Annotated in this window: 27 protein-coding genes; 7 read left to right on the top strand and 20 right to left on the bottom strand. The window is 65.1% G+C overall.

Going from position 1 to position 25542, the window contains the following annotated elements:
- Nucleotides 1-16: 16 nt before the first annotated feature.
- From GOOTI_RS13590 to GOOTI_RS13555, 8 genes are read right to left on the bottom strand one after another with little or no spacing between them, the layout of a single operon-like run.
- Nucleotides 17-1378 carry an MCE family protein gene (locus GOOTI_RS13590; protein WP_007239175.1) on the bottom strand — a complete coding sequence of 454 codons (1362 nt, stop codon included), beginning with the start codon at nt 1376-1378 and terminating at the stop codon, nt 17-19.
- Nucleotides 1379-1420: 42 nt separating this feature from the next.
- Nucleotides 1421-2560 carry an MCE family protein gene (locus GOOTI_RS13585; RefSeq protein ID WP_085949799.1) on the bottom strand — a complete coding sequence of 380 codons (1140 nt, stop codon included), beginning with the start codon at nt 2558-2560 and terminating at the stop codon, nt 1421-1423.
- The gene (locus GOOTI_RS13580) at nt 2557-3798 is read right to left on the bottom strand and encodes an MCE family protein (RefSeq protein ID WP_007239173.1); all 1242 of its coding nucleotides are present in this window, start codon (nt 3796-3798) and stop codon (nt 2557-2559) included. Before GOOTI_RS13580 ends, GOOTI_RS13585 begins: the two co-directional genes overlap by 4 nt.
- Nucleotides 3795-4847, bottom strand: a complete 1053-nt coding sequence (locus tag GOOTI_RS13575; protein ID WP_007239172.1) for an MCE family protein — start codon at nt 4845-4847, stop codon at nt 3795-3797. The genes GOOTI_RS13580 and GOOTI_RS13575 overlap by 4 nt, the downstream gene beginning before the upstream one ends.
- Nucleotides 4844-5878, bottom strand: a complete 1035-nt coding sequence (locus GOOTI_RS13570; protein ID WP_007239171.1) for an MCE family protein — start codon at nt 5876-5878, stop codon at nt 4844-4846. Before GOOTI_RS13570 ends, GOOTI_RS13575 begins: the two co-directional genes overlap by 4 nt.
- Nucleotides 5875-7047, bottom strand: a complete 1173-nt coding sequence (locus tag GOOTI_RS13565; RefSeq protein ID WP_007239170.1) for an MCE family protein — start codon at nt 7045-7047, stop codon at nt 5875-5877. Before GOOTI_RS13565 ends, GOOTI_RS13570 begins: the two co-directional genes overlap by 4 nt.
- A gap of 5 nt (nt 7048-7052) precedes the next feature.
- Nucleotides 7053-7904: an ABC transporter permease gene (locus tag GOOTI_RS13560; protein WP_007239169.1), complete on the bottom strand. Its 852-nt coding sequence runs from the start codon at nt 7902-7904 to the stop codon at nt 7053-7055.
- The gene (locus GOOTI_RS13555) at nt 7901-8614 is read right to left on the bottom strand and encodes an MlaE family ABC transporter permease (protein WP_051997974.1); all 714 of its coding nucleotides are present in this window, start codon (nt 8612-8614) and stop codon (nt 7901-7903) included. Before GOOTI_RS13555 ends, GOOTI_RS13560 begins: the two co-directional genes overlap by 4 nt.
- Nucleotides 8615-8940: 326 nt before the next feature.
- On the opposite strand from GOOTI_RS13555, the gene GOOTI_RS13550 reads away from it, so the two are divergent.
- From GOOTI_RS13550 to GOOTI_RS13540, 3 genes are all read left to right on the top strand, one after another.
- Nucleotides 8941-9567, top strand: a complete 627-nt coding sequence (locus tag GOOTI_RS13550) for a TetR/AcrR family transcriptional regulator (RefSeq protein WP_039994109.1) — start codon at nt 8941-8943, stop codon at nt 9565-9567.
- Nucleotides 9568-9640: 73 nt separating this feature from the next.
- Nucleotides 9641-10516 (top strand): class I SAM-dependent methyltransferase, encoded by an 876-nt coding sequence (locus GOOTI_RS13545; RefSeq protein ID WP_227922263.1) that lies wholly within the window; start codon nt 9641-9643, stop codon nt 10514-10516.
- Nucleotides 10513-11487: an NAD(P)/FAD-dependent oxidoreductase gene (locus GOOTI_RS13540; protein WP_039994100.1), complete on the top strand. Its 975-nt coding sequence runs from the start codon at nt 10513-10515 to the stop codon at nt 11485-11487. The genes GOOTI_RS13545 and GOOTI_RS13540 overlap by 4 nt, the downstream gene beginning before the upstream one ends.
- A gap of 34 nt (nt 11488-11521) precedes the next feature.
- On the opposite strand, the gene deoC is transcribed toward GOOTI_RS13540, so the two are convergent.
- Nucleotides 11522-12199, bottom strand: a complete 678-nt coding sequence (gene deoC / locus GOOTI_RS13535) for a deoxyribose-phosphate aldolase (protein ID WP_007239164.1) — start codon at nt 12197-12199, stop codon at nt 11522-11524.
- 27 nt (nt 12200-12226) lie between these two features.
- Here deoC and purU point away from each other — a divergent pair, with 27 nt between their 5' ends.
- Nucleotides 12227-13105: a formyltetrahydrofolate deformylase gene (gene purU / locus GOOTI_RS13530; protein WP_138985281.1), complete on the top strand. Its 879-nt coding sequence runs from the start codon at nt 12227-12229 to the stop codon at nt 13103-13105.
- An 82-nt stretch (nt 13106-13187) separates the two neighbouring features.
- Here purU and GOOTI_RS13525 read toward each other — a convergent pair whose 3' ends face one another.
- The 6 genes from GOOTI_RS13525 to GOOTI_RS13500 all read right to left on the bottom strand — a co-directional run bounded on the left by GOOTI_RS13525 (nt 13188) and on the right by GOOTI_RS13500 (nt 18219).
- On the bottom strand, nt 13188-14012 hold the full coding sequence (locus tag GOOTI_RS13525; protein ID WP_007239162.1) for a hypothetical protein: 825 nt from the start codon (nt 14010-14012) through the stop codon (nt 13188-13190).
- A gap of 110 nt (nt 14013-14122) precedes the next feature.
- Complete coding sequence (locus GOOTI_RS13520; RefSeq protein ID WP_007239161.1) at nt 14123-15397, bottom strand: LmeA family phospholipid-binding protein; 1275 nt, start codon at nt 15395-15397, stop codon at nt 14123-14125.
- A 59-nt stretch (nt 15398-15456) separates the two neighbouring features.
- Nucleotides 15457-16251: a carbon-nitrogen hydrolase family protein gene (locus GOOTI_RS13515; RefSeq protein WP_007239160.1), complete on the bottom strand. Its 795-nt coding sequence runs from the start codon at nt 16249-16251 to the stop codon at nt 15457-15459.
- A 76-nt stretch (nt 16252-16327) separates the two neighbouring features.
- The gene (locus tag GOOTI_RS13510) at nt 16328-17029 is read right to left on the bottom strand and encodes a hypothetical protein (RefSeq protein ID WP_007239159.1); all 702 of its coding nucleotides are present in this window, start codon (nt 17027-17029) and stop codon (nt 16328-16330) included.
- Nucleotides 17030-17122: 93 nt separating this feature from the next.
- Complete coding sequence (locus GOOTI_RS13505) at nt 17123-17632, bottom strand: DUF2505 domain-containing protein (protein WP_007239158.1); 510 nt, start codon at nt 17630-17632, stop codon at nt 17123-17125.
- Nucleotides 17633-17724: 92 nt separating this feature from the next.
- Complete coding sequence (locus tag GOOTI_RS13500) at nt 17725-18219, bottom strand: DUF2505 domain-containing protein (protein WP_007239157.1); 495 nt, start codon at nt 18217-18219, stop codon at nt 17725-17727.
- On the opposite strand from GOOTI_RS13500, the gene GOOTI_RS13495 reads away from it, so the two are divergent.
- Entirely contained in the window at nt 18218-19372 is a 1155-nt protein-coding gene (locus GOOTI_RS13495; protein WP_373279025.1) for a UDP-N-acetylmuramate dehydrogenase, read from the top strand. The genes GOOTI_RS13500 and GOOTI_RS13495 overlap by 2 nt on opposite strands.
- A 2-nt stretch (nt 19373-19374) precedes the next feature.
- On the opposite strand, the gene GOOTI_RS13490 is transcribed toward GOOTI_RS13495, so the two are convergent.
- The 5 genes from GOOTI_RS13490 to GOOTI_RS13470 all read right to left on the bottom strand — a co-directional run bounded on the left by GOOTI_RS13490 (nt 19375) and on the right by GOOTI_RS13470 (nt 23834).
- Nucleotides 19375-20475: an alpha/beta fold hydrolase gene (locus tag GOOTI_RS13490; RefSeq protein WP_007239155.1), complete on the bottom strand. Its 1101-nt coding sequence runs from the start codon at nt 20473-20475 to the stop codon at nt 19375-19377.
- A 74-nt stretch (nt 20476-20549) separates the two neighbouring features.
- Entirely contained in the window at nt 20550-21461 is a 912-nt protein-coding gene (locus GOOTI_RS13485; protein ID WP_007239154.1) for a MerR family transcriptional regulator, read from the bottom strand.
- Between the two features lie 90 nt (nt 21462-21551).
- On the bottom strand, nt 21552-21866 hold the full coding sequence (locus tag GOOTI_RS13480; protein ID WP_007239153.1) for a DUF2516 family protein: 315 nt from the start codon (nt 21864-21866) through the stop codon (nt 21552-21554).
- 10 nt (nt 21867-21876) lie between these two features.
- Nucleotides 21877-22374 carry a helix-turn-helix domain-containing protein gene (locus GOOTI_RS13475; protein WP_227922267.1) on the bottom strand — a complete coding sequence of 166 codons (498 nt, stop codon included), beginning with the start codon at nt 22372-22374 and terminating at the stop codon, nt 21877-21879.
- Nucleotides 22375-22484: 110 nt separating this feature from the next.
- Nucleotides 22485-23834, bottom strand: a complete 1350-nt coding sequence (locus GOOTI_RS13470; protein WP_039994099.1) for a DUF445 domain-containing protein — start codon at nt 23832-23834, stop codon at nt 22485-22487.
- Nucleotides 23835-23877: 43 nt separating this feature from the next.
- Between GOOTI_RS13470 and GOOTI_RS13465 the strand changes: the two genes are divergently transcribed.
- Nucleotides 23878-24675 (top strand): TetR/AcrR family transcriptional regulator, encoded by a 798-nt coding sequence (locus GOOTI_RS13465; RefSeq protein WP_174299139.1) that lies wholly within the window; start codon nt 23878-23880, stop codon nt 24673-24675.
- Nucleotides 24668-25534: a PPK2 family polyphosphate kinase gene (locus GOOTI_RS13460; protein WP_007239149.1), complete on the top strand. Its 867-nt coding sequence runs from the start codon at nt 24668-24670 to the stop codon at nt 25532-25534. The genes GOOTI_RS13465 and GOOTI_RS13460 overlap by 8 nt, the downstream gene beginning before the upstream one ends.
- Nucleotides 25535-25542 lie beyond the last annotated feature (8 nt).

Here is a 25542-nt window from a genome sequence, read left to right as displayed (position 1 = left end):
GCCTCATCGGCACCCGTCACCCTTGTGGGGTGTTCAGCAGGCTTTGCCATCCGGAGCCTCCTTTGATCGTCTTGTACTGGTAGACATTCGCGTCGGGAGCGACGTAGTTGCCGCTCGACGGTTCATAGGCGGGCTGCGGGATCGCACCCGCCAGACCCTGCCTGTCGGGTCGACCGGAGCCGTCGATACTCGACGGCATCTCGCCCTTCGGTTGGTACGGCCGCGGATCGCGGCACGCCTCCGGGGTCGGCGCTCGTTTCCCGGGAACCTCCATGCACGGCAGATTCCGCGCACCGCGGACCACGACGGGCGAGTTCTGCGGTACTGCGCAATACATGCTGGCGGGCAGCGGAGCGTACGAGGTGTCGCCCGGGTCTCGTCGCTGATCGGCTGGGAGGTAGCCGGTGGTGCAGAGCGGGACCGCCATGGTGTGGAACTGAGCGGTGACCGCCTGGTCGGAAAGACCCCGGTTGACCATCGTCCGCACCGCTGCGACCAACGGAGGAGTCAGCACGAGCATCTGTTCGATGCCCGCGTTGTAGGTGACCGCCACCTGGCCCAGGCTCACGAGATCTCGCAGCAGGATCGGCATCGTGGGTGCGAGATCGTCGAACAGCTTCTGCGCCTGCGAGAGTGCCGCCGGTGATCTGTCGATGATCGAACGCACATGTCCGTCGGACTTCTCGAGTTCGACGACGAAGTCGGACAATCCCTTCGTCCACTGTTGGATCGCCTCCCGCGACTGTCCCTGAGGCCGCAGGAACGGACCCAGCCTCGTGACGAGATCGACGGTCTCGTCGGAGTTCTGGTTGGCCGCGTCAACGATCCGGCGTGCGGAGGACACCAGCTTCACGAGGTCATCCCTGGTTCCCACGAACGCGCGAAACGCACCATCGAGTGCTGTGCGCAACCGGTCCTGGGGAATGGACGCCAGGAGCGCATTGGCCTGGTCGAGTACCGGCCCGATCTGGGCGGGGATGGTGGCATTCGACTCGGGAAGCACAGTGCCATCAGAGACAAGCGGCCCGGAATCGCGGGTGGGCACCAGGTCGAGAAACTGCTCGCCGATCGCGGACATGCTGTGCACGTTGACCTTCAGACCGTCGCGGGGAATCTCGACGTCGTCATCGATCTCCATGCGCGCCGAAACGCGATCACCGTCGAGGCCGATGCTCTTGACCAGTCCGATGGTGACGCCGCGGTAGGTCACGTTGGACCGCTCGTAGAGTCCGCCACCGTTGGGTAGGAGTGCGGTCACGGTCATCTTCCCCACTCCGACGACGGACTGCACCTGGATGTAGGAGAACGTCATGATCGATACCGCGACCACCGCAACCACCAAGAGAACGGCGAGTTGGAACCTGACCAACGGCCTCATGTCACCGACCTCCCGAGGAAGCAGCAGAGGGCGCGGGCGTCTTCAACGGCCCCGTGATGGGATCTGACGCCTCTCCCCCGTTACCGGCGTTGCCTCCGAGCGCACCGGACGGGCCCGACACGGTGATTCCGAGCGGAGTACCGCGCAGGAGATCGGATCGCATGCGCGGGACCGTGAAGTCGAGGAGCGCGAAGAGATTCGCGTAGTCGCCTCGCACGATCCGGTCGAGGCGGGACACCGGGAACGGCAGGGTGAATGCCATGTCGAGCGACTCGTGATCGAACCACCCGAGTCCGCCAGAGATTTCAGAAACGGAGCCACGTCGGACACGACGCTCCTGACGTTGGAAGCGCTCGCAGTGATGACATGTTCTGCACTGTCGGAGAACCGGTCGAGCGCGGTGAGTGCGTCGCTGAGACGCTGACGACGGGAGACCAGTTCTGTCAACGCGGGAGAGATCCGCGAGATCGCGTCGTCGAGTGTCGGCGCGTCGTCGGCGAACACGGATGCGAGATGGTCGAGCCCGTTGAGTGCAGTGCTGATCTGACCTCGCCGCGCCTCGATCGTCTTGGAGGTCTTGGTCAGTTGTGCGACGAGATCTTTCACCGTGTCGGTGCGACCGGCCAGCGCATCGTTCGCACCGTCGACGATGTCACCCAGTTGGGCGAGCCCACCGCCGTTGACGACCACCGACAGCGCCGAAAGCGTCTGCTCGGTGGTCGGATACGCCCCTGCCCGCTCGATGGGGATCACCGCGTTCGGCTCCAGATGGCCGATCGGAGCGGTACCCGGCGGTGGTGCGAGTTCGATGTGCTGGGATCCCAACAGACTCGTCTGGCCGATCGAGGCCACCGCATTCGCGGGCAGACTCACCTCACCATTGAGCGAAAGGTGCAGCCGTGCATGCCAATCCACCAGCGAGATGGACGTGATCCGACCGACTTCGACATTGTCGACCAACACGGGAGAGTTGGCGGTGATGTTGGTGACATCCGGCATGTCCACTGTGATGGAATACGCCCCGGCACCCGTCCCCTGACCGCCCGGCAACCGGACGGATTCGACGCCGTGCCATCCACAGCCGGACGCCACACACACCACCAACGCCGCCGACGCGGTGGCGATTAGTGCGCGCCACCGGATCGCTGGGCCGATGGGCCCACACCGGGCGATCGTTCTCATCGACTCCCACCTCCCGGCAACAACAGTGCCGACAGCGACCGCGGCACGGTGCGGTTCTGCGGCGGTGGGCCCGTGAGACCGGGCACGGACGTCAAAACCCCTGGCTCACTGGCGATCTGCTGTCCTGAGTCGGCGAACCCAGCTGAGGTCGGCGAGGTCAGGAAGTTGGGATACGACGTCTTGAGGGTCGTGAGGTAGGCGCCGAGATACTGAGTGCACAGATCCGCACCTCGTTGACTGTTCTGGGTTCCGATGGATGCGAACCCTCCGCAAACGGCCTGCACCGGATTCTCGAAATTGGCTGCGGTGAACACACCTGTCATGCCTCCGACGGACGGCTTGTAGATGTTGTAGAAATTGGCGAGTTGGGTGGGCGCCTGGTGGAGTATTCCCTCCACTGCCGCCTTCTGCGACTGGATCACGCTGGCCAGGTCCGCCGCTTGACGCAGATTCGACGACACCGCATCCCGGTTCTGCGAGATGAACGTCGTGACGTCGTCCATGGTGCGATCGAGAGATCGGAGCGCCCCGGCGACGTCGGTCCGGCTGCTGCCGAGCACCTGGGAGATGGTCGCGAGTCGCTGATGGAGTACGGCCACCTGGTCGTTGCTGCCCGACATCGCGCTGACGAAGACCTGAAGGTTGCGGACGACGGCGAACAGGTCGTCGCGCCCATCGGCGACGACCGTCATGGCTTGCGAGAGTTTGGTGATCGTGTTGTTGACGTCGTCGGCGTGCGGGGCGAGGTCGTCTGCTGCTGCGTCGACGAGTTTCTTCGCCGAGCCCGGATCTGTGGGCCCCTTACTCGAGACCTCGGTGGTGATGTCGCGCAGGGAGTTCTTGATGTCGTCCCATTCCATGGGAACCACCGTCCGCTGCAACGGGATGGTCCCGGAACCCAGCGTGGGACCACTGGTGTACGCGGGTGTCAACTGGATCGTGCGACCGGCCACGAGGCTCTGCGAGACGAGGGCAGCCCGCGCATCCCGGGGAATCCTGACCGAATCGTCGACCGACATCCGCACTTCGACGAAACCAGCTGCTGGATGCAGGGATTCCACTTTCCCCACCGGGACACCGAGTACAGTCACCTGATCGCCGGGATAGATCCCCGTGGCCGACGTGAAGCGGGCGGTCACGATGTTCGGTCCGTCTTCACGCGCGCCGTGGGCGACGCCTGCCCAGACCAGGGCTGCCACCACCACGATCACGGCGATCACGAACATGCCCTTCTTCATCGGGGACCACCGCCTGCGGGAGCTGTGGGACCGGCACCCGGTGGCGAGTTGGCGACGATCGCGTCGACGAGTGGCTGCAGGTAGGCAACAGGAGCCAGGTTTCCGACGAGTGCGGTGAAGAAGGGCCCCGTTCCGACACTCTCACCGAGTGCCATGGCGAAACTGCGCAGTCCCGGAATCGATTTGCTGATGTTGTCGCGATTCTTCTCCAACACCCCGAGTACGGTGCGTAGTTGAGTCAGAGCCGGACCGACCTGCTGCTGATTCTCGGCGATCGTTCCGGATAGCTGGTCGGCGAGATAGCGCGTCCCGATGATGAGCCGCTGCAGTTCGTCCCTGCGGGACTGTACTTCACCGAGTAGCGCGGTCGCGTCCCGGACCAGCGTGGTGAGCTGCGCACTCCGATCCGCGAGTACCCCGGACAGTGAATGGGTGCGGCGCAACAGCTCACGCAACTGTTGGTCGCGGGAACCAATCGTCTGCGACAGCCCCGACGCCCCTGCCATCGCATCGGCCAGCGAGGGGGATGCCGCGTCGAGGGTCGAAGTCGCCGCCCTGATCGCCGTGTCGAGCTGGGCACCACTGGTTTCCGACAGTGTCGAGCCCGCGTCGTCGAGTGCATCGGTCAACGAATACGGCGGGGTCGTCCGGCCGAGCGGGATCGGCGTGTCGTGCGACAGCTCGCCGACACCTGCGGAGGTCACCTTCAATCCCCTCTTACCGAGGACCGACGTGGTGACGATCGCGGCTCGTGTCGCGTCGCGCAGCGGGACCGGACCGTCCACTCCGAACGTGACGAGGACCCGATTCCCGTCGAGCGCGATGCTCGACACCTTGCCGACCTCGACACCCGATATCGTGACTGCGTCGCCGGGCCGCAGGTTGCCGACCTCCACGAAGTAGGCGCGATACCGGTTGTCGGAGAACAACCCCGGGATCTTGTCGTACGTCAACGACCCGACCACGAGTATCGCGACGAGCAGGAGTCCGATCGCCGCAACCCGCCGGCGCGACATCTCGCGGAACGTCGGGATGTCGAGCCGCCTCATTTGGCGCACCGCCCCGTGGTCTGGTCGAGAAGTGGGATGTCGATGTCCTTGCCGTCCGTACCGGTGAGTCGCAGAATTGCCTGGCACGCGTACATCTGGAAGGCCGCGCCACTGCCGCCCATGCGTCCGAGACGCCGATACGCTTCCGGCAGCTTCGAAAGCGTGCTGTCGAGCATCTCCTGCCCGTCAACGAGATTCGCGGTGGTGGTGTCGAGGTGGATCACCGACTCGCGGATATCGGGTCGGATGTTCCCCAGCAATCCGCCGCCGGCCAGCGTCGCCCCCTCCAGATGATCGATGATCTGGTCCATCGGATCGGCCTGATTCGCGAACTGACTCACTATCGCCTGGAGGTCGCCGACCGACTGCGAGAGTTCGTCGCGGCGCTTGTCCGCCACTGTCAACACGGTGTTGAGGTTGTCGACCAACTCCCCGATAACGGAGTCCTGCTCGGCCAGCATCGACGTCGACGATCCGACCGTGTCGAGCAGTGTGCGCACTTCACCGCCCTGCCCCTGCAGTGTCCCGATGAGTGCGGCGGTGAGTTTGTTGAGTTCGTCGCCGGTCACCGAGCGGAACAACGGCTTGAAACCACCGACGAGAGAATCGATGTCGAGCGCCGGTGACGTGCTCGCCTCCGGGATCACACCGCCGGGTGCGAGCGTCGATACCTGTTGCGTGTCAGCCCCCTTGCCGATGTCGAGGTAGCGGTCGCCGGTCAGGTTCTCGTAGCGGACCTGCGCGCGAGTCGCGGTGTCGAGAGGCCGTGTGGACGCGACAGTGAAGTCGACACGGACCGAGGCGTCCGACTGCAACTCGACGTCGGAGACCTTTCCGACCTCAACCCCCGCGACGCGCACCTTCTGCCCCTTCTTCAGCCCCGACGCATCGGCGAACACGGCCGAGTACGACTCGGTTGTGCCGGAACGGAAGTCACCGAACACGACGATCAGCCCACCGAGAATCATCAGCATGACCACCGTGTAACAACCGACCTTCAAGTAGGGTGCGCGGCCGGCGGCGTAGCTCATCGCCGACCTCCGTTGGTCTGGCCGAGCAGACTTGTCAACAGGTTCTCCGGTTGCACCGTCTGCGATTTCGGCTCGCCCCGGTAGGGATTCACACCAGTGTTGGTGACCAGATAGGGCGCGTTGGTGCCCATCGGGACGTCGGGGAGCCCGAAGCAGCGTGGACCACCCGATGCGCCGACCACGGGAAGATTGTCGGGATAGCCGTAGAGTCGGACCCCGGGCAGGAACCCGATGTCGAGGTGGATCCCCGGGTAGTCCTTGGACCCCAATGCCGGCAGCCCCGTCTGCAGAACGTGATCCATTCCGATGATCGTGCAGGTGAACGCCGGCGCATAGACGCGGAGCAGGTCGGTGGTCGGATTCAGTACTCGTAGCGCTTCGATTGTTCTGTCCCCGTTGTTCTTCAGGAAGTCGGTCCCCGTGCGCGTGAACCCCATGACACCGGCGAGCATCAGGTCGATCTCCGGGTTCTTGTCGGTGACCGTCGACGCCGTCGATCGAACGTGGCTGACGAGCGACTCCAGTTCGGGCGCGCTCGGCGCGTACGCCATGATCGCGTCCGCCGCGGCGTCGAGCGTCGGACCGAGTCGGGTGCGCGGGGAGTTCAGTCGGGTGAGGAGTGCGGTCACCTCGTCGATGGTCGTGCCGAGGCTCGCACCGCCACCGTTACCGAGTGCCCCCGACAGTGCACCGAGTATCTCGTTCAGCTTCTCGGGCTCCACCTGACGCAGGACACCTGTGAGGTTCTGGAACACCGTGTTGATCTCGACCATCACGTCGTCGGTGTTGATCGTCGCTCCAGGTCGGAGTGCAGAATACGACTGCTGTTGCGGAGCAATGAAATTGACATACTTCGCACCGAACACCGTGGAGGACGAGATATCGACGCGAGCGTTGTCCGGGATCTCGTCGAGTTCGTTCGCGTCGACGGCGAGGACGATGGCGACACCGTCGTCGTGGGACTCGACCGCCGCCACCCGTCCGACCTGCAGACCCCGGAATGTGACCTTGGCACCGGGATTCATCAGCAGGCCCGAACGCGGTGCGACGACGGTCACCGTCGACGAATTTGTGAAGCCACCGGAGAAGGAGATGGCGGTGATCATCACCCCCAGCGCGAGCACGACCACGAGGCCCAGCGCATAGAACTTCAACCGGAAACGTCCCATCCAGGTCACCCGGCGAGATGGAAGTTGCCACTCGCACCGTAGACGGCGAGCGAGATCATCAGGGTCACACTGACGACCACGATCAGCGAGGTGCGCACCGCGCGGCCGACCGCGCGGCCGACGCCGTCGGGTCCGCCACTGGCCGTGTACCCGTAGTACGTGTGCACCAGCATCACCGCCATCCCCATCGCGAGCGCTTGCAGGAACGACCACAGAATGTCGACGGGCTGGAGGAACGTCCGGAAGTAGTGATCATAGAGACCGCCGGATTGGCCGTACACCGTCACGGTGGCGAATCGGCACGCGTAGAAGGAGGCGATCATCGCCGCCGAGTACAACGGCACGACGACAAGCGTGCCTGCGATGATCCTGGTGCTGACCAGATATGGGAGCGGGCGGATACCCATCGAGTCGAGGGCGTCGATCTCCTCACTGATTCGCATCGCGCCAAGTTGTGCGGTAGAGCCTGCACCGATCGTGGCCGACAATCCGATTCCCGCGACCACGGGTGCGGCGACCCGGACGTTGATGAAAGCCGCCAGGAAGCCGGTCAGCGATTCGATACCGATGTCGCCGAGCGAACTGTAGCCCTGTATCGCGATGGTCCCGCCGGTGAACAACGTGAGCGAGGCGACGATGACCACGGTTCCCCCGATGACCGCCAACGTGCCTGTCCCCATGCCGATCTCGGCGATCAATCGGAGCACGTCCTTGCGATAGTGACGCAACGCCACGGGCACCGTGCGCAGCGCTTCGACGAAGAACTCGACCTCCGCTCCGACCCGGTCGACCGAGTGCGATGCCGCGGCGGCTCGTCGTCGAGTACGAATCGTCAGATCGGCTCCGGCCACCATCATGAGCCCGCCACCTTCACGCCGACCGCGGTGACGAGGATGTTCACCACGAACAGACCGATGAACGCATACACGACTGTCTCGTTGACCGCTTCGCCCACGCCTTTCGCACCGCCTCTGGCGGTGAGGCCCCGATAGCAACCGACCAACCCGGCCAACAGGCCGAACAGACCGGCCTTGACGACTGCGATCAGCAGTTGAGACAGCCCGGTCAACAGCGTCAGATTTCCGACGAAGGCTCCGGGATTGACGTCCTGGAACAGGACGGAGAAGGCGAAGCCCCCGAGGATACCGATCGTGCACACCAACCCGTTGAGGAGGACACCCACGAACGCCGACGCCCATACCCGCGGCACGACAAGCCTTTTGACCGGATCCACTCCCATCACCTCGAGTGCGGAGATCTCGTCGTGGATCGTTCTCGATCCGAGGTCGGCACACAGTGCGGTTGCGCCTGCACCCGCGACGATCAGCACGGTGACCATGGGGCCGATCTGCGTGATCGTGCCGAACGCAGCACTCGCGCCGCTCAGGTCAGCAGCACCCAACTCGCGCAGCAGTATGTTCAGGATGAACGTGACCAGCACGGTGAACGGGATGGCGACGAGCACGGTCGGGAAGGTCGACACCCGCGCGATGAACCACACCTGATCGACGAACTCCCGGTATTGGACCGGCCGCGCGAACGTGTAGCGGAAGGTGTCCAGAGTCATCGCGAAGAAGCCACCCACACCGTCGACACCACCGGATACCCTGCGTTGCAAAGAATTCCATCCGGATCGAGCTGTCGACGCGGCAGTACGGCCGCCGCCGTCGCGTACGCCCCGAGCGCCCGCAGCGCCTGAGACGGCTTCTTTGATCGCCATCAGCAACTCCACCCTCGATTGGTCCAGAGCATACAGTTAGCATCACACTGTGTGTTCAGATCGAGCAGGATTATTAGAACGTGTTCTCACCCGGAACGCAATGGGTCGAGACGACCGGTTGTGCAGGGACCCAACCCACTCCGGTGATCGATGGCGTCTGTCAAGGTGGTGACGTGGCACGAAGAAGCGGCTGGGGCGGTGCACTGCCCGCCGACGACGATGAGGCGGCGCAGCGCATTGTCGCGGCGGCGCGCCGCATCGTCGAGGAAACGGGTCGCGCGGCATCCGTCAGTGAAGTGACGCGCGAACTGCAGATCACTCGTCAAACCGTCTACCGCTACTTCCCGGGCGTCGAGGCGCTGACGAATGCCGTCGCCATCGACATCGGCACCGAGATCGGCGAGATGCTCACATCCCAGTTGGCGGGAATCACCGACCCCGTCGACGCGATCGTCGAACTCCTCGCATCCGCGATCGAGACGGTGCGTGCAAATCCTGTTGTCGCTGACGGTCTGACACGTTCGGCCCCAACCAATCCCGTGGTCGCGGTCACGGGCTCCGCGTCTCGTGAGTTCACCGTGGACGTCCTCCGGCATCTCGACGTCGACTGGGTAGCCAATGGCATCGACGACGATCGTCTCGACGAGTTGGCGGCGTGGCTTCTACTGATCTTCGAGGGATTCGCCAGTCGGCAACAGGGCGAATTCCCGGGCGGATCAGAGATCCGAGCGTTCCTGCGTACCTGGCTCGCCCCCTCGATCACGGCAATGAGTAACGGCACAGCGCACCCACCTGCCTAGGATGGGTACTTCGGTATTGCGTCAGACGCAAGAGTAGATGCGTAAGGTGCACAAAGCCGCTACCCTGCCGTTCATGCAGCACTCCGCGTACCATTCCCACCCGCACGAGCACGATCCGGACGACTCGGCTGTTGGCGACATGCTGGAACTCGACGCCGCGGTGATGGGTGCTTACCTCGACACCGCCATCGCTCACATCAGACACGCCCTCGACCGCGAGCCAACCGTGATCGTGGACGTCGGCGCCGGAACCGGCGTGGGGCTTCGCGCTCTGGCTCGAGCCTTTCCGGATTCTGAGGTGTTCGGCGTCGACGCCTCGCCCGAGATGGCCATCCGCGCGGGGTCGCAAGCGCCAGACAACGTCCGGACTGTCACGGCCGACGTCAACAACGGTTGGCCCGCAGGGGTTCCGACCGCCGACATCATCTGGGCGTCGTCCTCGCTGCATCACGTCGCGGCTCCGGAGGTCTTCTTGCGTGAAGCAGCCGCCTACCTCCGGACGGGCGGCGTGTTGGCGGTCATCGAAATGACCGGCCCGCCAAGGTTTCTCCCGGGCGACGACCCACTCGAAGTGCACATCGTGGCCGCAATGGACACTCAGCAGTGGAATTCATTCCCCGACTGGACCGGCGCCATCGAGAAGGCCGGACTCGACGTCGTCGACCGTGTCGACCTGACCGTCGAGGTGGATATGTTGTCCGACAACGTGTTCCGGTATGCGGACGCATGGTTCTCACGTGTACGGCTGGGACTTGCCGACGAACTCTCCGAGGACGACCGTGCGACGCTCGACGCACTGGTCTCCGCCGAGTCGCCCGGCTCCATCCGCCGCCGCACCGACCTCGCCGTACGCGGCGGTCGCACCATGTGGATCGCCAAGCCGCGGAACACCACCGAGCCGCGGGACATCACCGAGTACACCGACGACAGATCGGAGATCTTGCCATGAGTTTCGCTTCCACACCGTGCATCGACACCCTTGTGATCGGTGGCGGCCCAGCCGGACTTGCCGCAGCCATCGCACTGGCGCGGTCACTGCGCTCGGTGAGCGTGATCGATTCGGGACACCAACGCAACGCCTCTGCGCAAGGTGCGCACAATGTCCTCGGCCGGGAGGGCATCGCGCCGCTCGAACTGCTCCGAGCTGGCCGTCGAGAGGCGGAATCCTATGGCGCACAGATCGTATCAGGCGAGGTGAACTCCGTCACCCGTGTCGTGTCCGGCACCGACGTCGCGTTCGACGCGATTCTGGCCGACGGATCGACAGTGCGTGCCCGCCGCCTGCTGCTGGCCAGCGGCCTCGTCGACGAACTACCGGACGTCGATGGCCTCGCGCCGCTGTGGGGACGAGATGTCTTGCACTGTCCGTACTGCCACGGCTACGAAGTGCGCGGCACGCGCATCGGCATCCTGGGCACGGGTCCCTCGGCGATGCATCAGACGCTGCTGTTTCGCCAACTCAGCCCACGCGTGGCGCTGATCGATCAGGGCATGCCACCACTCTCCGACGACGAGCGCGCACAACTCAACGCACTCGGCGTGGATCTCGTCGCTGGTCGCATGAGGCAACTGGCGACCAACACGTCGGGACGTCTGCGTGCCGCGGTATTCGACGACGGGCGCGAACTCGAGCTCGACACACTTGTGGTCGCACCGCGATTCGTGGCCCGCGGCGAACTGTACGAGTCGCTCGGCGGCCGGCTGACGGAGACCCCGATGGGCCGGTTCATACCAACCGGTCCCGGAGGTCGCAGTCCGATCGACGGGGTGTGGGCGGCCGGCAATTCCGCAGATCTCGCTGCCATGGTCGGCGCGTCCGCTGCGGCGGGCACACAGGCGGGCGGCATGATCAACGCCGACCTCGCGGCCACCGACGCACGGGCAGCGGTGGCCCGTGAGACGACCATCAGCGCCACCTGAGGAGGCGGACGACGACGACCACGAGGCCACCGTCCTACTCGGGAAAGCCCTCCAGCACGGCCCTACTCCCGGAGAGTCCTAGCCTCGTCGCGCCCGCCTCGATGAGTTCGGCCGCGAAGTCGGCCGACCGGATGCCACCGCTGGCCTTCACGCCGACCGTCGGCCCGACAGTGTCGCGCATGATCCGCACGGCCTCGATCGACGCACCACCCGCCGGATGGAAGCCCGTCGAGGTCTTGACGAAGGCGGCTCCGGCGGCGACAGCGCGGCGGCACACCTCGGCAAGCGTCTCAGGGCCTGCGACATCGAGAAGTACCGCTGACTCCACAATGACCTTCAGCACCGCGGAGTCGCCGATCGCCTCGTGCACCGTGAGCACGTCGGTGAACACCTCGTCGAAGTCACCGGCGAGCGCGGCACCGACGTCGATGACCATGTCGACCTCGTCGGCGCCGGAGTCGACGGCCAGTCGCGCCTCTGCGGCTTTGACCAGCGAATGGTGTTTGCCTGACGGGAAGCCCGCGACCACACACGACTTCCGCTCACCCGTCCGGATCGGCAGCATCGAGGGAGACAGACATACCGCGTAAACGCCGAGGTCGGCGGCTTCGGCGACGGTGGCCTCGGCATCGGCACGGGTGGCTTCGGGCTTCAGCAGCGTGTGGTCGACGATTGCGGCGACGTCGGCACGTCTGAGGTCGGTGTTGGTCACATAGGCGAGCTTGGCACACTGTCGGTTGTGACTCTCGCAGACACCTCCGGCCGCCGTTACGTCCTGACCCTCGGCTGTCCGGACCGCACAGGCATTGTGGCACGCATCTCGACTTTCCTCGCCGATGTCGGCGGCTGGATCACCGAGGCCGCCTACCATTCGGACCCCGACACGGGCTGGTTCTTCACTCGCCAGGCGGTGCGCGCCGACTCCATCGCAAGCGGCATCGACGAGCTGCGCGAACGGTTCGCCGCGGCCATCGCCGATTTCGGACCGGACACGGTGTGGAAGCTCACCGACAGTGGCGCCCAGAAGTCAGCGGTGCTACTCGTCAGCAGAGAGGGGCACTGTCTCACCGATCTGCTCGGTCGCGCGGACCGCGGCGAGCTGCCCGCCCGCATCGCGGCTGTCGTCGGGAATCATCGCGACCTCGAGGGACTCACGACACGGTTCGGAGTGCCCTTCCACTACGTGCCCTTTCCGGCCGGTGACAAGCAGAAGTCGTTCGAGACCGTGGCGTCGATCGTCGACGACCTCGATCCCGACGCCGTGGTGCTGGCACGATTCATGCAGATCGTCCCGCCTCAGTTGTGTGACCGCTGGGCGGGCAGAGCCATCAACATCCATCACAGCTTCTTGCCGAGCTTCGTCGGAGCACGCCCGTACCACCAGGCATTCGCGCGTGGCGTGAAGCTGATCGGCGCGACATGCCACTACGTGACGGCAGACCTCGACGCCGGGCCGATCATCGAGCAGGATGTCACCCGCATCGACCACGGCGACACCGTGAGCGACATGGTCCGTCAGGGTCGGGATATCGAGACGTTGGTCCTCTCACGCGGACTGCGGTGGCATCTGGAGGACCGCGTGCTGGTGCACGGCCGAAAGACCGTCGTGTTCAACTGACCTCGCGCACAGTCGGCTGCAGAGAGCGCACGGTCGGGTGCACGGGGCGCACAGTCGGCCGCAGAGAGCGCACGGTCGACGGTCAGAAGTCGAAGCCCCCGAAGTCGCCACCACCGAAGTCGCCACCGCCCCAGTCGCCACCTCCGCCGAAGTCGCCACCCGAATCGCCGCCGCCCCAGTCGCCGCCGCCACCATCGCCGGAATCTCCGCCGAAGTCGCCGCCACCGTCACCGCCGTCGATACCTGACATGTCCGAGCCGTCGCCCGCCCCACTCTCGAACGCGGCTGCGTCGTAGGGAACGCCGTGCATGCCGGAGAACAGCGTCGAGAAGAGCAGCATCGAACCGACGCCCCAGGCACCTGCGACGAGCGCGGGCTTCCACCACGGCTCCGAATACCAGCCCGCAGGAACCGGACGCCCCGCGACACGACCGCCCGGGTAGTAGTTCGGGGTGCGTGACGACGGACTCGGCGACGCCTCGACCTGACGTCCGTCGAAATCGACCGTGCGGTCCTCTGTCACCGCGCCCGCGCTGCGCTGGCCGTCGAGTTCCGGAATGGCCGGCCCCGGGTCCATGTTCATCGCGGTCCGCGCAGCTCGGATGTAGTACAGCCCTTCGATCGCGGTCTGCTTGGCGAGCCGCGCCTGCGCGGGCGAGTTGGCCTGCTCGATCTGCGACCCGGCGGCCGTGTAACGCTCACCGGCGTCCGCCAACGCCTGCTTGGACGCGGGCGAGTCACCGACCAGCATGTACACCTGACCGCCGAGGCGTTCGATGACCTGACGGGCGTCGGCCTTCGCGTCGTCGAGGCTGCGGGCCTTGCTCGCGCCCGACCGCTGCTGCGAAATCACCACCACCCCCACCACGAGGACGACGACGATGATGATCAGGAGCAGCGCGCTCATGTTCTCCTCCAGCATGCGGGGACGTGATCGGCCCCGGGAAAATCGGACATTCCTCTTCGAGAGTACCGATGTCGGACGTGTCGGGTCGGCGACGACGCTGTCACCACCCGTCAGAGCACGTTGCAGGTCCCCGCGTTTCCGTCCGCACCCGTGGCGGAGTTGGTCAGTGAGAGATTCTCACCGTCGACCGCGAAGTCGACGCCGTCGTTGGTCACCTTCAGATTCTTGACGTTCACCTGGTCGAAGAATGGACCGAACATCGACTTGGACACTCCGTCGACGATCTGCTGCGCGTAGTCGGAGGGGATACCGAAGATGAACGCACTCGCCTTCACCACTTCGAACTTGATGTGTCCGGCGTCGACCGTTGGTTTGATGGTCGCGCTCACGGGAATCGGGATGATGCCCAGATTGAAGGACGTACTGACGTCGACGGTGCCGTCGGCCTCGTTGCCGGTGATGGATTCGATGCTCGCGCCCGCGATCGCGCCGCCCGCGCCGCTCTGGTCGGGCCCAGCACCTGTCCCTGTCCCGGACCCGCCACCACTCATCTCCTGCTTGCCCAGATCAACGACGTGGGAGAAGGGCACGTAGCCGGTGCCGTCGAGCGAGCCGACCTTCGTCGTGTCGCCGTCGGCGTCGATCCTGTCGGCACGTATGTGTAGTCGGGTACCGCCCGAATCGTTCTGCGTGTCGACCTGAACCCACGGGATCTCACTTCCGGTGGCTTGCAGGAGCATCGGCTTCTTGCTGAGCGAGACGCTCGTCGGCACACCGGTGAGACTGCTGAACTGCTGGTCGAGACAGTCGGTCACACGCTTGCGCAGGATCAACTCCGAAGCCACCGCTCCGATGACGAGCACCAGAACGAGTGCAGCGGCGGTGATTCCGATGATCTTGCCGGTACGACGTCGCCGCACGGGCGAGGTGAGGACCGGTTCGTTCGGGGGGTCGATGACCGTTGTCGCCGCACCGGGTTCGAATGACCGGGTGCCACCTGAGGTCGCCGAGTACGCCCGCGGTCCCGGCTCTGTCGGCGCCGCGGCGAAACGCTGCGTGGGCGAGTGATCGGTCGAAGGCAGATCGCCGGGCGCGGGCGACGGTCCGCCCGCGGGTGATGGTCCGCCCGCGGGTGATGGTCCGCCCGCGGGTGATGGTCCGCCCGCGGGTGATGATGTCGGTCCGGTCGGCTCCGGCGCCGGACCCCGGTCTGCGACCGGGACCCATTCGCTACCGGAATCCTGCGCACCCGCATGGCCATCGCTGCGCCCCGCCGTCGGCTCCGAGCGGGTCTCCGCATTCGACGGTGCTGCCGATTCTCGAGGACTGGCAGGGCCGTCGATGTCGCCTGGCCGCGAGTGCGGTTCGTTCTCGTTGTCGGTCATGAGCACCTTCAGTCCGTGGTCGTCGGTCTCTACCTCTTCGGTTCGTGTGCCGAGACCGGTCAGATGGATTTCCGGTTGGCGAGGACGGCGATGCGCGTCCGTGCCGTCTCCACCGCCGCTAGGTCGATGTCGTGAGCCCGGACACATTTTCCGGACCCGTACGCGGCGACCACCGTACCCAAGGGATCTGTGATTTGGCTGTGGCCCACCCCGGTTGGAGCACTGCCCTCGCGCAGATCCGGATCGTCGGGTTCCGCTTGTCCGACGGCCACCACGAACGACGAACAATCGAGTGCTCGCGCGGTCGCGAGTACCTCCCACTGCGCGACCTTGCCGGGGCCCGCACCCCACGACGCGGGCACGGCGATGACCCGTGCACCGTTCTCGGCGAGGGTGGTGAACAAGTCGGGAAAACGGATGTCGTAACAGGTTGCCACGCCGACCGTGGTGCCCCCGATCTCGACGGTCACCGGCTTGTCTCCCGCGGCGACAGTCCGCGACTCGAGGAACCCGAAGGCGTCGTAGAGGTGGATCTTGTCGTAGGAGTCGATCCGGCCGTCGGGATGCGCGATCAGCAGCGTGTTGAACACCCGGTCGTCATCGGCGGGGGTGAACATGCCCGCGATGATGGCGATCTTCTCGTCGACCGCGATCTGCGCGACGCGGGTCGCCCAGGGACCGTCGAGCGGTTCGGCGACTGGGCCGAGTGGAACCCCGAACCGGCACATCGTCGCCTCGGGGAAGACGACGAGGTCGGCGCCATCGGCCGCGGCCTGTGTTGCGGCTTCGGCGACGACGACGAGATTCGCACTCGGATCATCGCTTGAATTGATCTGTGCCATTGCGATGCGCATGCGGCAAGCCTAGTGGCGTCCTCGACCCCGAAACCACCTCGCGCAGGGGATCTCGTGCGCGTGCCGGGCCCACCTTCTATGTGGTGGGTCGAACGAGGGACCACGGAACCGTCAGCACGTTGTCGGTGGTCTGCTTGCGCGGTCGCACAACGGGAATGCCCGACTCTGCCATCAGCCGCAGCGTCTCCCTCCATCGCACCCGTGGACCGAACGGTGCGTGCGGCGCCGCCACATCCCAGCAGCGATCAGCGGCGACGAGTAGGTCGTGCACGGGTTCACCGTCGACGTTGCGATGAATGAGTGCCTTTGGCAGCCGTTCAGCGAGGTCGGAAGGTCGGCTCGTGTACGCGGGCGCCCAGCTGAGTGTGAGGCTGCGCGGTCCGTCGGCGTCGAGAAGGACCCAGGTGCACCGACGGCCGAGCTCGTCGCAGGTTCCCTCCACGATCGCCCCGCCGGGGCCCAGTCGTTCCATCAGCTCACGCCAGGCGGGCCAGACCTCGTCCTCGTCGTACTGGCGCAGGACGTTGAACGCTCGCACGAGTTGCGGTCGCAGCCCCGCCAGTTCGAACCCGCCGAGGCCGAATCGGACACCGTCGCGCGATTCCACCACGCGGTCGGGGTCGATCTCGAGGCCGACCATCTCCAGGTCGGGTGCCACGGTGCGCAACCGCTGCGCCATCTCGACAGTGGTATCGGGTCGGGCACCGTAACCGAGGTCGACGACGAGCGGCGCATCCGAGCTGCGCAACGCAGCACGCACGGTCGGGTCGTTGGCCATCCACCGATCCACACGACGCAGACGATTGATGTTCGTCGTACCGCGAGTGATTCGGCCTGTTGGCTTACCCGAGCCGGACCGGCTCACGGGAGGCTAGAGGTTCTTCTTGACCCAGTCCGCCGCATACTCCGCCTCGGCGCGGAACAGATCGACGAGATTGACCAGCATGAGCTGCTCGAGCTTGCCGTTCACGAACGGGATGAACACCTTGACCTCTGTGGTCTTGCGGATGGTGCAGCCGGTCTCCGTGGGAAACAGCTCCTGCCACCCGTTGAGGCTGCCCGGTCCGGCCGGGATCGACGCGGTGTAGTCGCCCTTGGTGTTGTCGGGATCGAACGGGCCGAACGATTCCTCGCGGGTGATGACCATGTCTTTCATCAGCACCGTCTGCGCCAGCGCGGGCAGTTGATCGCGTCCGATGGTCTGCTTGAGGACAACGCGCAGGCCGGTCTCGTCGGATCGGAAATCCTCGACCTCGCAGTGCGGCGAGATCATCTGGAACCCGGCCATCATGTCGTCCCAGTACTGCTTTGTGCTCTGCGCTTCGTACAGTTTCTCCACGGGATGGGAGTAGCGCGCTGAGTAACTGAGCCGTCGTGCCATGGGTTTCAGGCTAACCGAGCACGGTTCGGCCACCAAAAGCCGGCACGACCGCCCACCTGCACCGCAGCACTCACCGAGTGCCGGAGCCGCGTTCAGTGACCTGCTTTTTCCCAGGTGACGGTCTCGTCGTGCTCGGCGTCGAGCAGCTTGGTCAACTCGTCGATGACGGCCTTCTCGATCTTGCCGCCGACGAAGGGGATCGAGACGTTCGCGCTGCCGGAGTACTGCATCGCCGCCGGATCACCCGTGACCGACACCGTTGCCTCGACCGTCGCGGGTGCCCCCGTGACCGACGCCGTCATGGTCCCGCTGATGGTGTCGCCATTCCGAGTGAACTCGTTGCGTCGCGGGATCTCGAGGTCGCCCGGTCGGACCTTGGTGATCATCGACGGCAGCTTGTCCTCGGGGATTCCCTGCTTCATCTCGACGGTCACGGTGTCGCCGTCGAGCGCGAACGACACGAGCTCCCCGTGGCTCGAGTTGATGATCTGGAGCAAGTCACGCCAGTACTGCTCGTTGGTGATGATCTCCCAGTACCGCGTGGTGGAGAACGGGTAGGTCACGGTGTGGTTCAGCGTGCTCGCCATGACAGAGCAGACTACCCGAGCCACCACGCACCATCGGCCCCGGCGACGCGGGCTCGGTTACCGTTACACGGTGATCGACAACCCCTCCGCCCTGCAGTCCGCGCCACTCGCCGATCTGACCACCCTGCGGGTCGGAGGTCCGGCGCACGCCATCGTGCACTGCCGGGACACGCGCAGCGTCGTCGAAGAGATCACCGCGCTCGACGCCGAGTCGGAACCGGTACTCGTCATCGGCGGTGGATCGAATCTACTGATCTCCGACGACGGGTTCGACGGCACCGCGGTCGTCATCGAAAGTGAGCGGATCGATTTCGGCACGGGCCGCGAGTCGGGACGTCCATACGTCACCGCCGACGCCGGTGTCGTCTGGGACTCGCTCGTCGCCGCCACCATCGATGCGGGATTTGGTGGGCTGGAATACCTTTCGGGCATACCCGGCGCTGCGGGCGCCACCCCGGTGCAGAATGTCGGAGCCTACGGCGTCGAGGTCGCCGACGTCCTGCGCAGCGTACAAGTACTCGACCGGCGAGCGCGAACCCTGCGCTGGGTCTCACCGGGTGAACTCGGACTGGGTTATCGGACCAGCACCCTCAAATACCGGAACGACTTCGTCGTCGTCGCAGTTTCGTTCTGGCTGAACGAGGATCGGCTCAGTCAGCCACTGCGCTATCGCGATCTCGCTGATCGACTCGACGTCGCTCGGGACTCACGAGTCGACGCGAGACTCGTCCGCGACACGGTGCTGGGTCTCCGCCGCGGCAAGGGCATGGTGCTCGACGCCGACGACCACGACACGTGGAGCGCCGGTTCGTTCTTCACCAATCCGATCCTTGATTCCGTCGACGCGCCCGCGATCATGTCGCGCATCCGGGAACGTGTGGGTTCCGACATCTCGATGCCGTCATTCCCGGTGGCCGACGGCGTGAAACTGTCCGCAGGGTGGCTGATCGAGCGCGCGGGTTTCGCGAAGGGGTACCCCGGCCCTTCGTCACCTGCCCGACTGTCGACCAAACACACTCTCGCACTGACCAATCGGGGATCGGCCACCGCCGACGAACTCCTCGACCTCGCGCGCGACGTACGCGACGGCGTACACCAGGCGTTCGGCGTCACACTGCATCCTGAACCCGTACTCGTCAACTGTTCGTTCTGAGGTCAGACCTGGTGCCCGGCTGACGGACTGATCCGACTCGTGACGGCCGGAGCCATCACCTCGTCGACGATCTCGTCGAGCATGGCGTTGACCCGCCCGGCAGCCTCGATCGTCGACATGTGACCGACACCGTCGAAGACGATCTCATCGCGCAGAGAACCTCTGCGGCGCAGGATCTCCGACATCTCGTCTGCATGCCTGCGCGGAGTGAGCCTGTCATCGGTGCCCACGAGCACGGTCGTGGGCACCGTCAACGCATCGAGGCCCGCTGCGACGTCGAGACGCCCCATCGCGGCACCCCACCGCCCACGCGCGCGTGGCGGACACGACATGATCATCTTGTCGACGAACTCGACGTGTGATGCGCGCGCCGACGACCCGAGTGCCACGTACTGGGAGACCCGCGAGGTGAAGGGTCCGTGCGGCAACGGGGTCGACGCGCTGGTGACGAGCCGACTGACCGCGGGCACGAACGGTTTGCTGTAGCGCGGCAATCCCTCGGGGATGAGCAGATGATTCTGGACCACCGCCTGTGCCGCGGTCGATGCGAGCACCACCGCCGACACCGTCGTCGACACCTTCTCGGGATGCTGCTTGGCCCAGGACATGATCGTCATCCCGCCCATGCTGTGCCCGATGAGGATCGCGCGGCGACCCGGCGGGACGACGGCACCGAGCACGGCATCGAGATCCTGCCCGAGGGTGTCGATCGTCGGACGGCGACGGCCGAGTTCACTCAAACCGTGCCCGCGCTGGTCGTAGGCGACAACGGTCCGCTTCTCCGCGAAATGGTTGATCTGCGGATTCCAGTAGTGGGTGTTGCAGGTCCACCCGTGCACCGCGACGATCACGTCGCCGGTATCGGCAGCTGTGGGTTCCGGCCCGTAGATCTCGACGTTGAGGGTGGTGGCGTCGACGCTGATGACCCGACGCTGTACCCGCGGTGCCGTGGGGTCGGCCAGCAGGTCGTCGGGTCCGTCGTCGACGGCGGGAGCAGAGGACAACACCCCGCGCGCGATCCCGGCGACATTCGTACCGGCCCCGACGGCCACGCCGCCGAGCCCGAGCGCTGCGGCACCGAGCGCCAGATTCCGCGTTTTCATACCTCTCCATCCGTCGCACTGTGGACCCACCGGTGACCGCCCGGTCGGGCGTCGCATCGTCGACGCGATGAGACCTAGTCGGTCAGATCCTCGCGGACACCGGACGACGACCGCCCCTCCCGGACGACATCATTCGATGTAACACTACCCGTTGTCACATCCGGGTCTCTTTCTGCATCCATCCGAGGAGCATCATCACCGGTCGACGCGACGTCGCCGCCAGCGCTCGGGACATCGGCGTTCGGGACATCAGCGTCCGGGACATCTACTGCGGCGTCGAAGTAGGTCGAGGCCTCGCCGATCGCCTTGGAGATCTCGTCGTCGAGCGCCTTGCGGAACGTGGTCTCGACGATGTCATGGGCCATGGGCCGGACCGTCTGGATGAGTTCGGCCATCTTGCTCACGTTGGCCTCGCCGAGTTCGGGCAGTTTCTCGTCGAAGTACTTGTCGGTGATGATCGAGACGAAGCTGCGCGCGGCGTCCTCCAGGTCGTCCTGCACGCGCACGAAGCGGTCCAGCAGGACGTCGATGTCGATGCCGCTCTTGACCAGTACTTCGGCGCCCTCGAGGACCTCGGGGTTCTTGATAGCGTAGTGCGCGCCGTCCTTGACCAGAAGTCCGAGTTTCTGTCCGAGCGCGATCGACTTGTCGGAGGCGTTGAGCGTCTTGCGCAACTCGGTGATCGTGATCGTCGCGGCGCGTTTGAAGTTGCGAAACCGACCGCCCCGGGGTTCAGCGCGCAGTACGTGCTCGACCTTCATCCCGTAGTGGGCGGCATGGAGCAACTCGCTGATCGTCGCGAACGTGTAGCCGCGTTCGAGCATGCGGGAGATCAGATTGAGGCGGACCAGATGCTCGTCGGAGTACCAACCCGTGCGGCCACGGATGGCAGGCGGCGGCAACAGCCCCCGGTCCTGGTAGACGCGGATGTTGCGGACACTGACCCCTGACGCCTCCGCGAGGTCGTTGATCCGATACTCAGCCACGGCGACAAGTGTATTCCCGAGGTATCCGCACCCGACGCAGCACCGACCGAAGAAGCCGGGGTGCGAGTGTGCTCGCGGGTTGCCGCGAACTCAGCGACGCTTGCTGAACCAGGACTTGCCCTGGATCTCGTCGACGCGCGGACGCACATCGACCAGGTAGACGAGCATCGCCACGACCCCGATCAGGTAGAACAACGACGGCGCCTGGAAGAACCAGATGAACAGGGTCGCGGCCAGCAATATCAGGACCCAGATGACCTTGGTCTGCTTGCCGACCGCGGGGAAGGCGTCCGCGCGCTGCATCGACGCATGGATCAGGCACACCAGCGAAGCGACGCCCGCGACGATCGTCAGTATCCAGAGGATCAGGCTTTGGCCCGCGGCCATGAAACTCACAAAGTTCACAAGTCACACTCTAATCGGGGTCGGCGTGCGAGGACTCGGCGCTGTTCTCGCGGTTCTCACGTTGGAAGGATTCGTAGATCTCGAGCAGCATCTGTTTCTGCCGTTCGCTGATCGAGGTGTCGATCAGCAACGCATCGCGGACCGGACTCGCCGGGCGTTCCTCGAGGATTCCCGCCCGCACGTAGAGCACCTCGGCAGACAATCTCAGACCCTTGGCGATCTGCGCCAGCACGTCGGCCGACGGTTTGCGGAGACCGCGTTCGATCTGACTCAGGTAGGGGTTCGACACTCCGGCGCGGTCGGCGAGCTGACGCAGCGAGACCTCCGCCGCCACACGCTGTGAGCGGATGAACGAACCGATGTCCTGCGCAGCGGTTGCGACCACGTCCTGTGCCGCATTGGCCACTGTTTCCACCGGATTGCTCGAGCCCTCAGGCTCCGTGGTCGATTCACCACCGCTGCCGTGTTCGTCGGCGCCCGGCGCCGCGTGGTCGTTCTCTGCAGACATGTCACTCCCGAAATTCATGGCATGCCCAGTATCGGCGCGCGTGCTAGCTCGTGCAAGCAGCCGAAGGCCGACGACCGGCCCAGCCTTCAGTCGACAACCGACACCCCACGTCAGCCGAAGATCAGCTCCGACACCGTGTAGATGGCCAACCCGGCCAGCGAGCCGACGACCGTTCCGTTGATGCGGATGAACTGGAGGTCGCGGCCGACCTGCAGCTCGATCTTGCGGCTCGTATCGTCCGCATCCCAGCTGCGCACCGTCTCGGTGATGACGGAGATGATCTCGCGGGCGTAGTTCGAGGCGACGTGGTGGGCAACGCGGGCCACCCACCCGTTCATCTTCTCCTGTAGCGGCCGGTCGTCGCGGATTCTGACGGCCAGTCTGATGACCGCGTCCGTCAACGTGTTGCGGAGCGTGCTGTTGGGGTCCTCGAGCATCTGGGCGATCACTGCCTTGCCGGTGTTCCACGCCGTCGACGCCGCGTCGGCGACCTCGTCGCTTCCGACCAGGTCGCGCTTGATGCCCTCGAACCGCTCGATCATCTGCGGGTCGTACTGCAGGTCGTGGGAGAACTGCTCGACGAACTGGTGCATCGAACGCCGCATGTCGTGATCGGTGTCGGTCTTGACCTTGTAGGTGAAGTCGACGAGTTCGCGATAGATCTTGTCGCCGACGAGATTGGTCACGAACTTGGGTTTCCACGAGGGACCCACATCCTGATCGACCACACGATCGATGAGATCCTGACTTCCCACGGCCCAGTCGTATGCGCGGTCGCACAGCAGCTGGAAGACCGGTTCGAGTCGGTCCTCGTGGATCAGCTGTTCGAGGATGCGCCCGATGGGTGGCGCCCACTCGGGCTCCGCGGCCCACCGCAGGACCGCCTGGATGAACTGCTCGATGTCTTCGTCGCCCAACATCTCCGACGCGAGCTTGATCGCGCGTGCGGCCTCGTCGGAGACCCTCGGCGTGTTGGCCGGATCAGCCAGCCACATGGAGATCCTGCGCGGCATGTCGAGTTGTTCGGCGCGTTCGACGACGACGGCCGGTGTCATGAAGTTCTCTTCGATGAACTCGCCGAGTTGGTCGCCGATCTCGTCCTTCTTCTTGCGGATCAGCGCGGTGTGTGGGACCGGGATGCCCAGCGGGTGCTTGAACAACGCGGTCACCGCGAACCAGTCGGCGAGACCGCCGACCATGCCTGCCTCCGACGCCGCCCGCACATATCCCACCCATGCCGCGACGTCGGCTCCGTCGCGGTGTTCGAGGTAACGCATGCACAGGTAGACGATCGCGGCAACGACCAGGAACCCGGTCGAGACCACCTTCATCTTCCGGAGATCGCGGCGTCGTCGTACGTCGCTCGCGGAGTCGGTGGCACCGAACCCCGGTGCTGACCGCGTCGACTTCACGGGTTGCTGCTCCTCCGGGCCGGATACGTCCGGAATGACTGTCGACACTCCATAAGTTCTACCCTCTCCTGGGCATTAGGCTGGCCGGGTGATGGCCAATCGACCCAACCCGGCAGCCGCGGCGCGCAACGCGTTGTCTGCTGCAGCCCATGTGACACGAGGGGTCGAGCAAGCGCTGTTGAGTGCGGTCACCGACGACCCGGTCAAACCCGATGGTCGCCGCCAACGATGGGAGAAGCACAAGCGCGAGCGGCGAAGCGAGTTGACCGACGGCACGATCGACGCCGTGCGCACCCTCGGAGCAGACGCCGGAATGGACGAGATTGCCACGCACATCGGTGTGTCGAAGACCGTCCTCTACCGGTACTTCAGCGACAAGAACGACCTCGGCACCGCAGTGACCGTCCGCTTTTTCGAGACCACACTCATGCCACGACTGGCCGAGGCGATCTCCGACGACGCCGACGAGTACACCCTGACGAGAACAGTCATCGGCGTCTACGTACGAGCAGTCGCCGACGATCCGGCGCTGTACCGCTTCGCACTCACCAACTCGCCGACATCGTCGGTCGGGTCGGTCGAGTCGGAACGTCTCGTCGCCCAACTCCTGACCGCCGCCATCGTGATGCGCATGGAAGAACGGTCGGCCGACACCTCCGGCGCGAAGGTGTGGTCACACGTGTTGGTCGGCGGCATCCAGCGAGCCGTCGACTGGTGGATGACAGATCGCGACGTCTCGGCCGACGAACTCATCGATTACCTGACAATGATGGTGTGGAGTGCGATCATCGGGATCGCCGGAGCGAACGGGTCCCGGGAGGTGTTCGTCACCGACCCACCGCCGCTTCCCGAAGTCGCTGCACCGCAGGAGGTCAGGTTCGATGGCTGAGCACCAAGAGCATTCACCGTGGACCGAGCGCCCCTCGGTGGCGCTACGTCCGTCGAACACCGGCCCCATCGCCGACTTCGACGCCGGGTCGACACCGGGATTCGACGGCGACAAGTCGCTCGGCGAGAAGACACTCGTCGAGCGCGGCCGAGCGCTCGACGACCTGCAGGACATGTTGTACGCCAACGGTCGATCCGGTGATCACCGGTCGGTGCTGCTGGTCTTGCAGGGCATGGACACCGCGGGCAAGGGCGGCATCGTGCGCCATGTCGGTGGGCTCGCCGACCCGCAGGGGCTGTCCATCAAGGCTTTCGGTAAGCCGACGGCAGAGGAACTCGAGCACGATTTCCTCTGGCGCATCCGCAAAGCAGTGCCGCCCGCAGGTCATATCGGGATCTTCGACCGTTCGCACTACGAAGACGTACTCCCTGTCCGTGTGCACAATCTCGTGCCCGAGTCGGAATGGGAAAAGCACTACGAGATGATCAACGAGTTCGAGCAGGATCTGGTCGAGACCGGGACAACCGTGATCAAGTGCGCACTGGTGGTGTCGAAGGAAGAGCAGCGCAAGCGCCTCGCCGAGCGACTCGACCGGCCCGACAAGTACTGGAAGTTCAATCCCGACGACATCGACGAGCGCGCCTACTGGGACGACTACCTCGAGGCATATCAGGCCATCTTCGATCGCTGCGATACCGACTCGGCACCGTGGTACGTCATACCCGCCAACAAGAAGTGGTACGCCCGACTCACGGTCTGCGAGTTGTTGATCGAGGCACTCGACAGCCTCGATCTCGGCTGGCCCGCAGCCGACTTCGACGTCGACGTCCAGAAGAAGCGTCTCGCCGCCTCCGCCTGAGCTCGTTC

The sequence above is a fragment of the Gordonia otitidis NBRC 100426 genome (assembly GCF_000248075.1).
In the GTDB taxonomy this organism is placed as follows: domain Bacteria; phylum Actinomycetota; class Actinomycetes; order Mycobacteriales; family Mycobacteriaceae; genus Gordonia; species Gordonia otitidis.
Note: the sequence above shows the minus strand (reverse complement) of the source record. Positions and strands in the feature narration are given on the sequence as shown.

Bases quoted from the DNA above. Each gene is read 5' to 3' on its own strand.
- GOOTI_RS13525 (WP_007239162.1), bottom strand. From the start codon at position 14,012: ATGAGCGCGCTGCTCCTGATCATCATCGTCGTCGTCCTCGTGGTGGGG.
- GOOTI_RS13510 (WP_007239159.1), bottom strand. From the start codon at position 17,029: ATGGCCAACGACCCGACCGTGCGTGCTGCGTTGCGCAGCTCGGATGCG.
- GOOTI_RS13490 (WP_007239155.1), bottom strand. From the start codon at position 20,475: ATGAAAACGCGGAATCTGGCGCTCGGTGCCGCAGCGCTCGGGCTCGGC.
- GOOTI_RS13570 (WP_007239171.1), bottom strand. From the start codon at position 5,878: ATGAGCTACGCCGCCGGCCGCGCACCCTACTTGAAGGTCGGTTGTTAC.
- GOOTI_RS13465 (WP_174299139.1), top strand. From the start codon at position 23,878: ATGGCCAATCGACCCAACCCGGCAGCCGCGGCGCGCAACGCGTTGTCT.
- GOOTI_RS13495 (WP_373279025.1), top strand. From the start codon at position 18,218: ATGACAGAGCAGACTACCCGAGCCACCACGCACCATCGGCCCCGGCGA.
- GOOTI_RS13575 (WP_007239172.1), bottom strand. From the start codon at position 4,847: ATGAGGCGGCTCGACATCCCGACGTTCCGCGAGATGTCGCGCCGGCGG.
- GOOTI_RS13540 (WP_039994100.1), top strand. From the start codon at position 10,513: ATGAGTTTCGCTTCCACACCGTGCATCGACACCCTTGTGATCGGTGGC.
- GOOTI_RS13515 (WP_007239160.1), bottom strand. From the start codon at position 16,251: ATGCGCATCGCAATGGCACAGATCAATTCAAGCGATGATCCGAGTGCG.
- GOOTI_RS13475 (WP_227922267.1), bottom strand. From the start codon at position 22,374: ATGTCTGCAGAGAACGACCACGCGGCGCCGGGCGCCGACGAACACGGC.
- GOOTI_RS13585 (WP_085949799.1), bottom strand. From the start codon at position 2,560: ATGAGAACGATCGCCCGGTGTGGGCCCATCGGCCCAGCGATCCGGTGG.
- GOOTI_RS13590 (WP_007239175.1), bottom strand. From the start codon at position 1,378: ATGAGGCCGTTGGTCAGGTTCCAACTCGCCGTTCTCTTGGTGGTTGCG.
- GOOTI_RS13505 (WP_007239158.1), bottom strand. From the start codon at position 17,632: ATGGCACGACGGCTCAGTTACTCAGCGCGCTACTCCCATCCCGTGGAG.
- GOOTI_RS13560 (WP_007239169.1), bottom strand. From the start codon at position 7,904: ATGATGGTGGCCGGAGCCGATCTGACGATTCGTACTCGACGACGAGCC.
- GOOTI_RS13555 (WP_051997974.1), bottom strand. From the start codon at position 8,614: ATGACTCTGGACACCTTCCGCTACACGTTCGCGCGGCCGGTCCAATAC.
- GOOTI_RS13460 (WP_007239149.1), top strand. From the start codon at position 24,668: ATGGCTGAGCACCAAGAGCATTCACCGTGGACCGAGCGCCCCTCGGTG.
- GOOTI_RS13565 (WP_007239170.1), bottom strand. From the start codon at position 7,047: ATGGGACGTTTCCGGTTGAAGTTCTATGCGCTGGGCCTCGTGGTCGTG.
- GOOTI_RS13500 (WP_007239157.1), bottom strand. From the start codon at position 18,219: ATGGCGAGCACGCTGAACCACACCGTGACCTACCCGTTCTCCACCACG.
- GOOTI_RS13520 (WP_007239161.1), bottom strand. From the start codon at position 15,397: ATGACCGACAACGAGAACGAACCGCACTCGCGGCCAGGCGACATCGAC.
- GOOTI_RS13580 (WP_007239173.1), bottom strand. From the start codon at position 3,798: ATGAAGAAGGGCATGTTCGTGATCGCCGTGATCGTGGTGGTGGCAGCC.
- GOOTI_RS13545 (WP_227922263.1), top strand. From the start codon at position 9,641: ATGCAGCACTCCGCGTACCATTCCCACCCGCACGAGCACGATCCGGAC.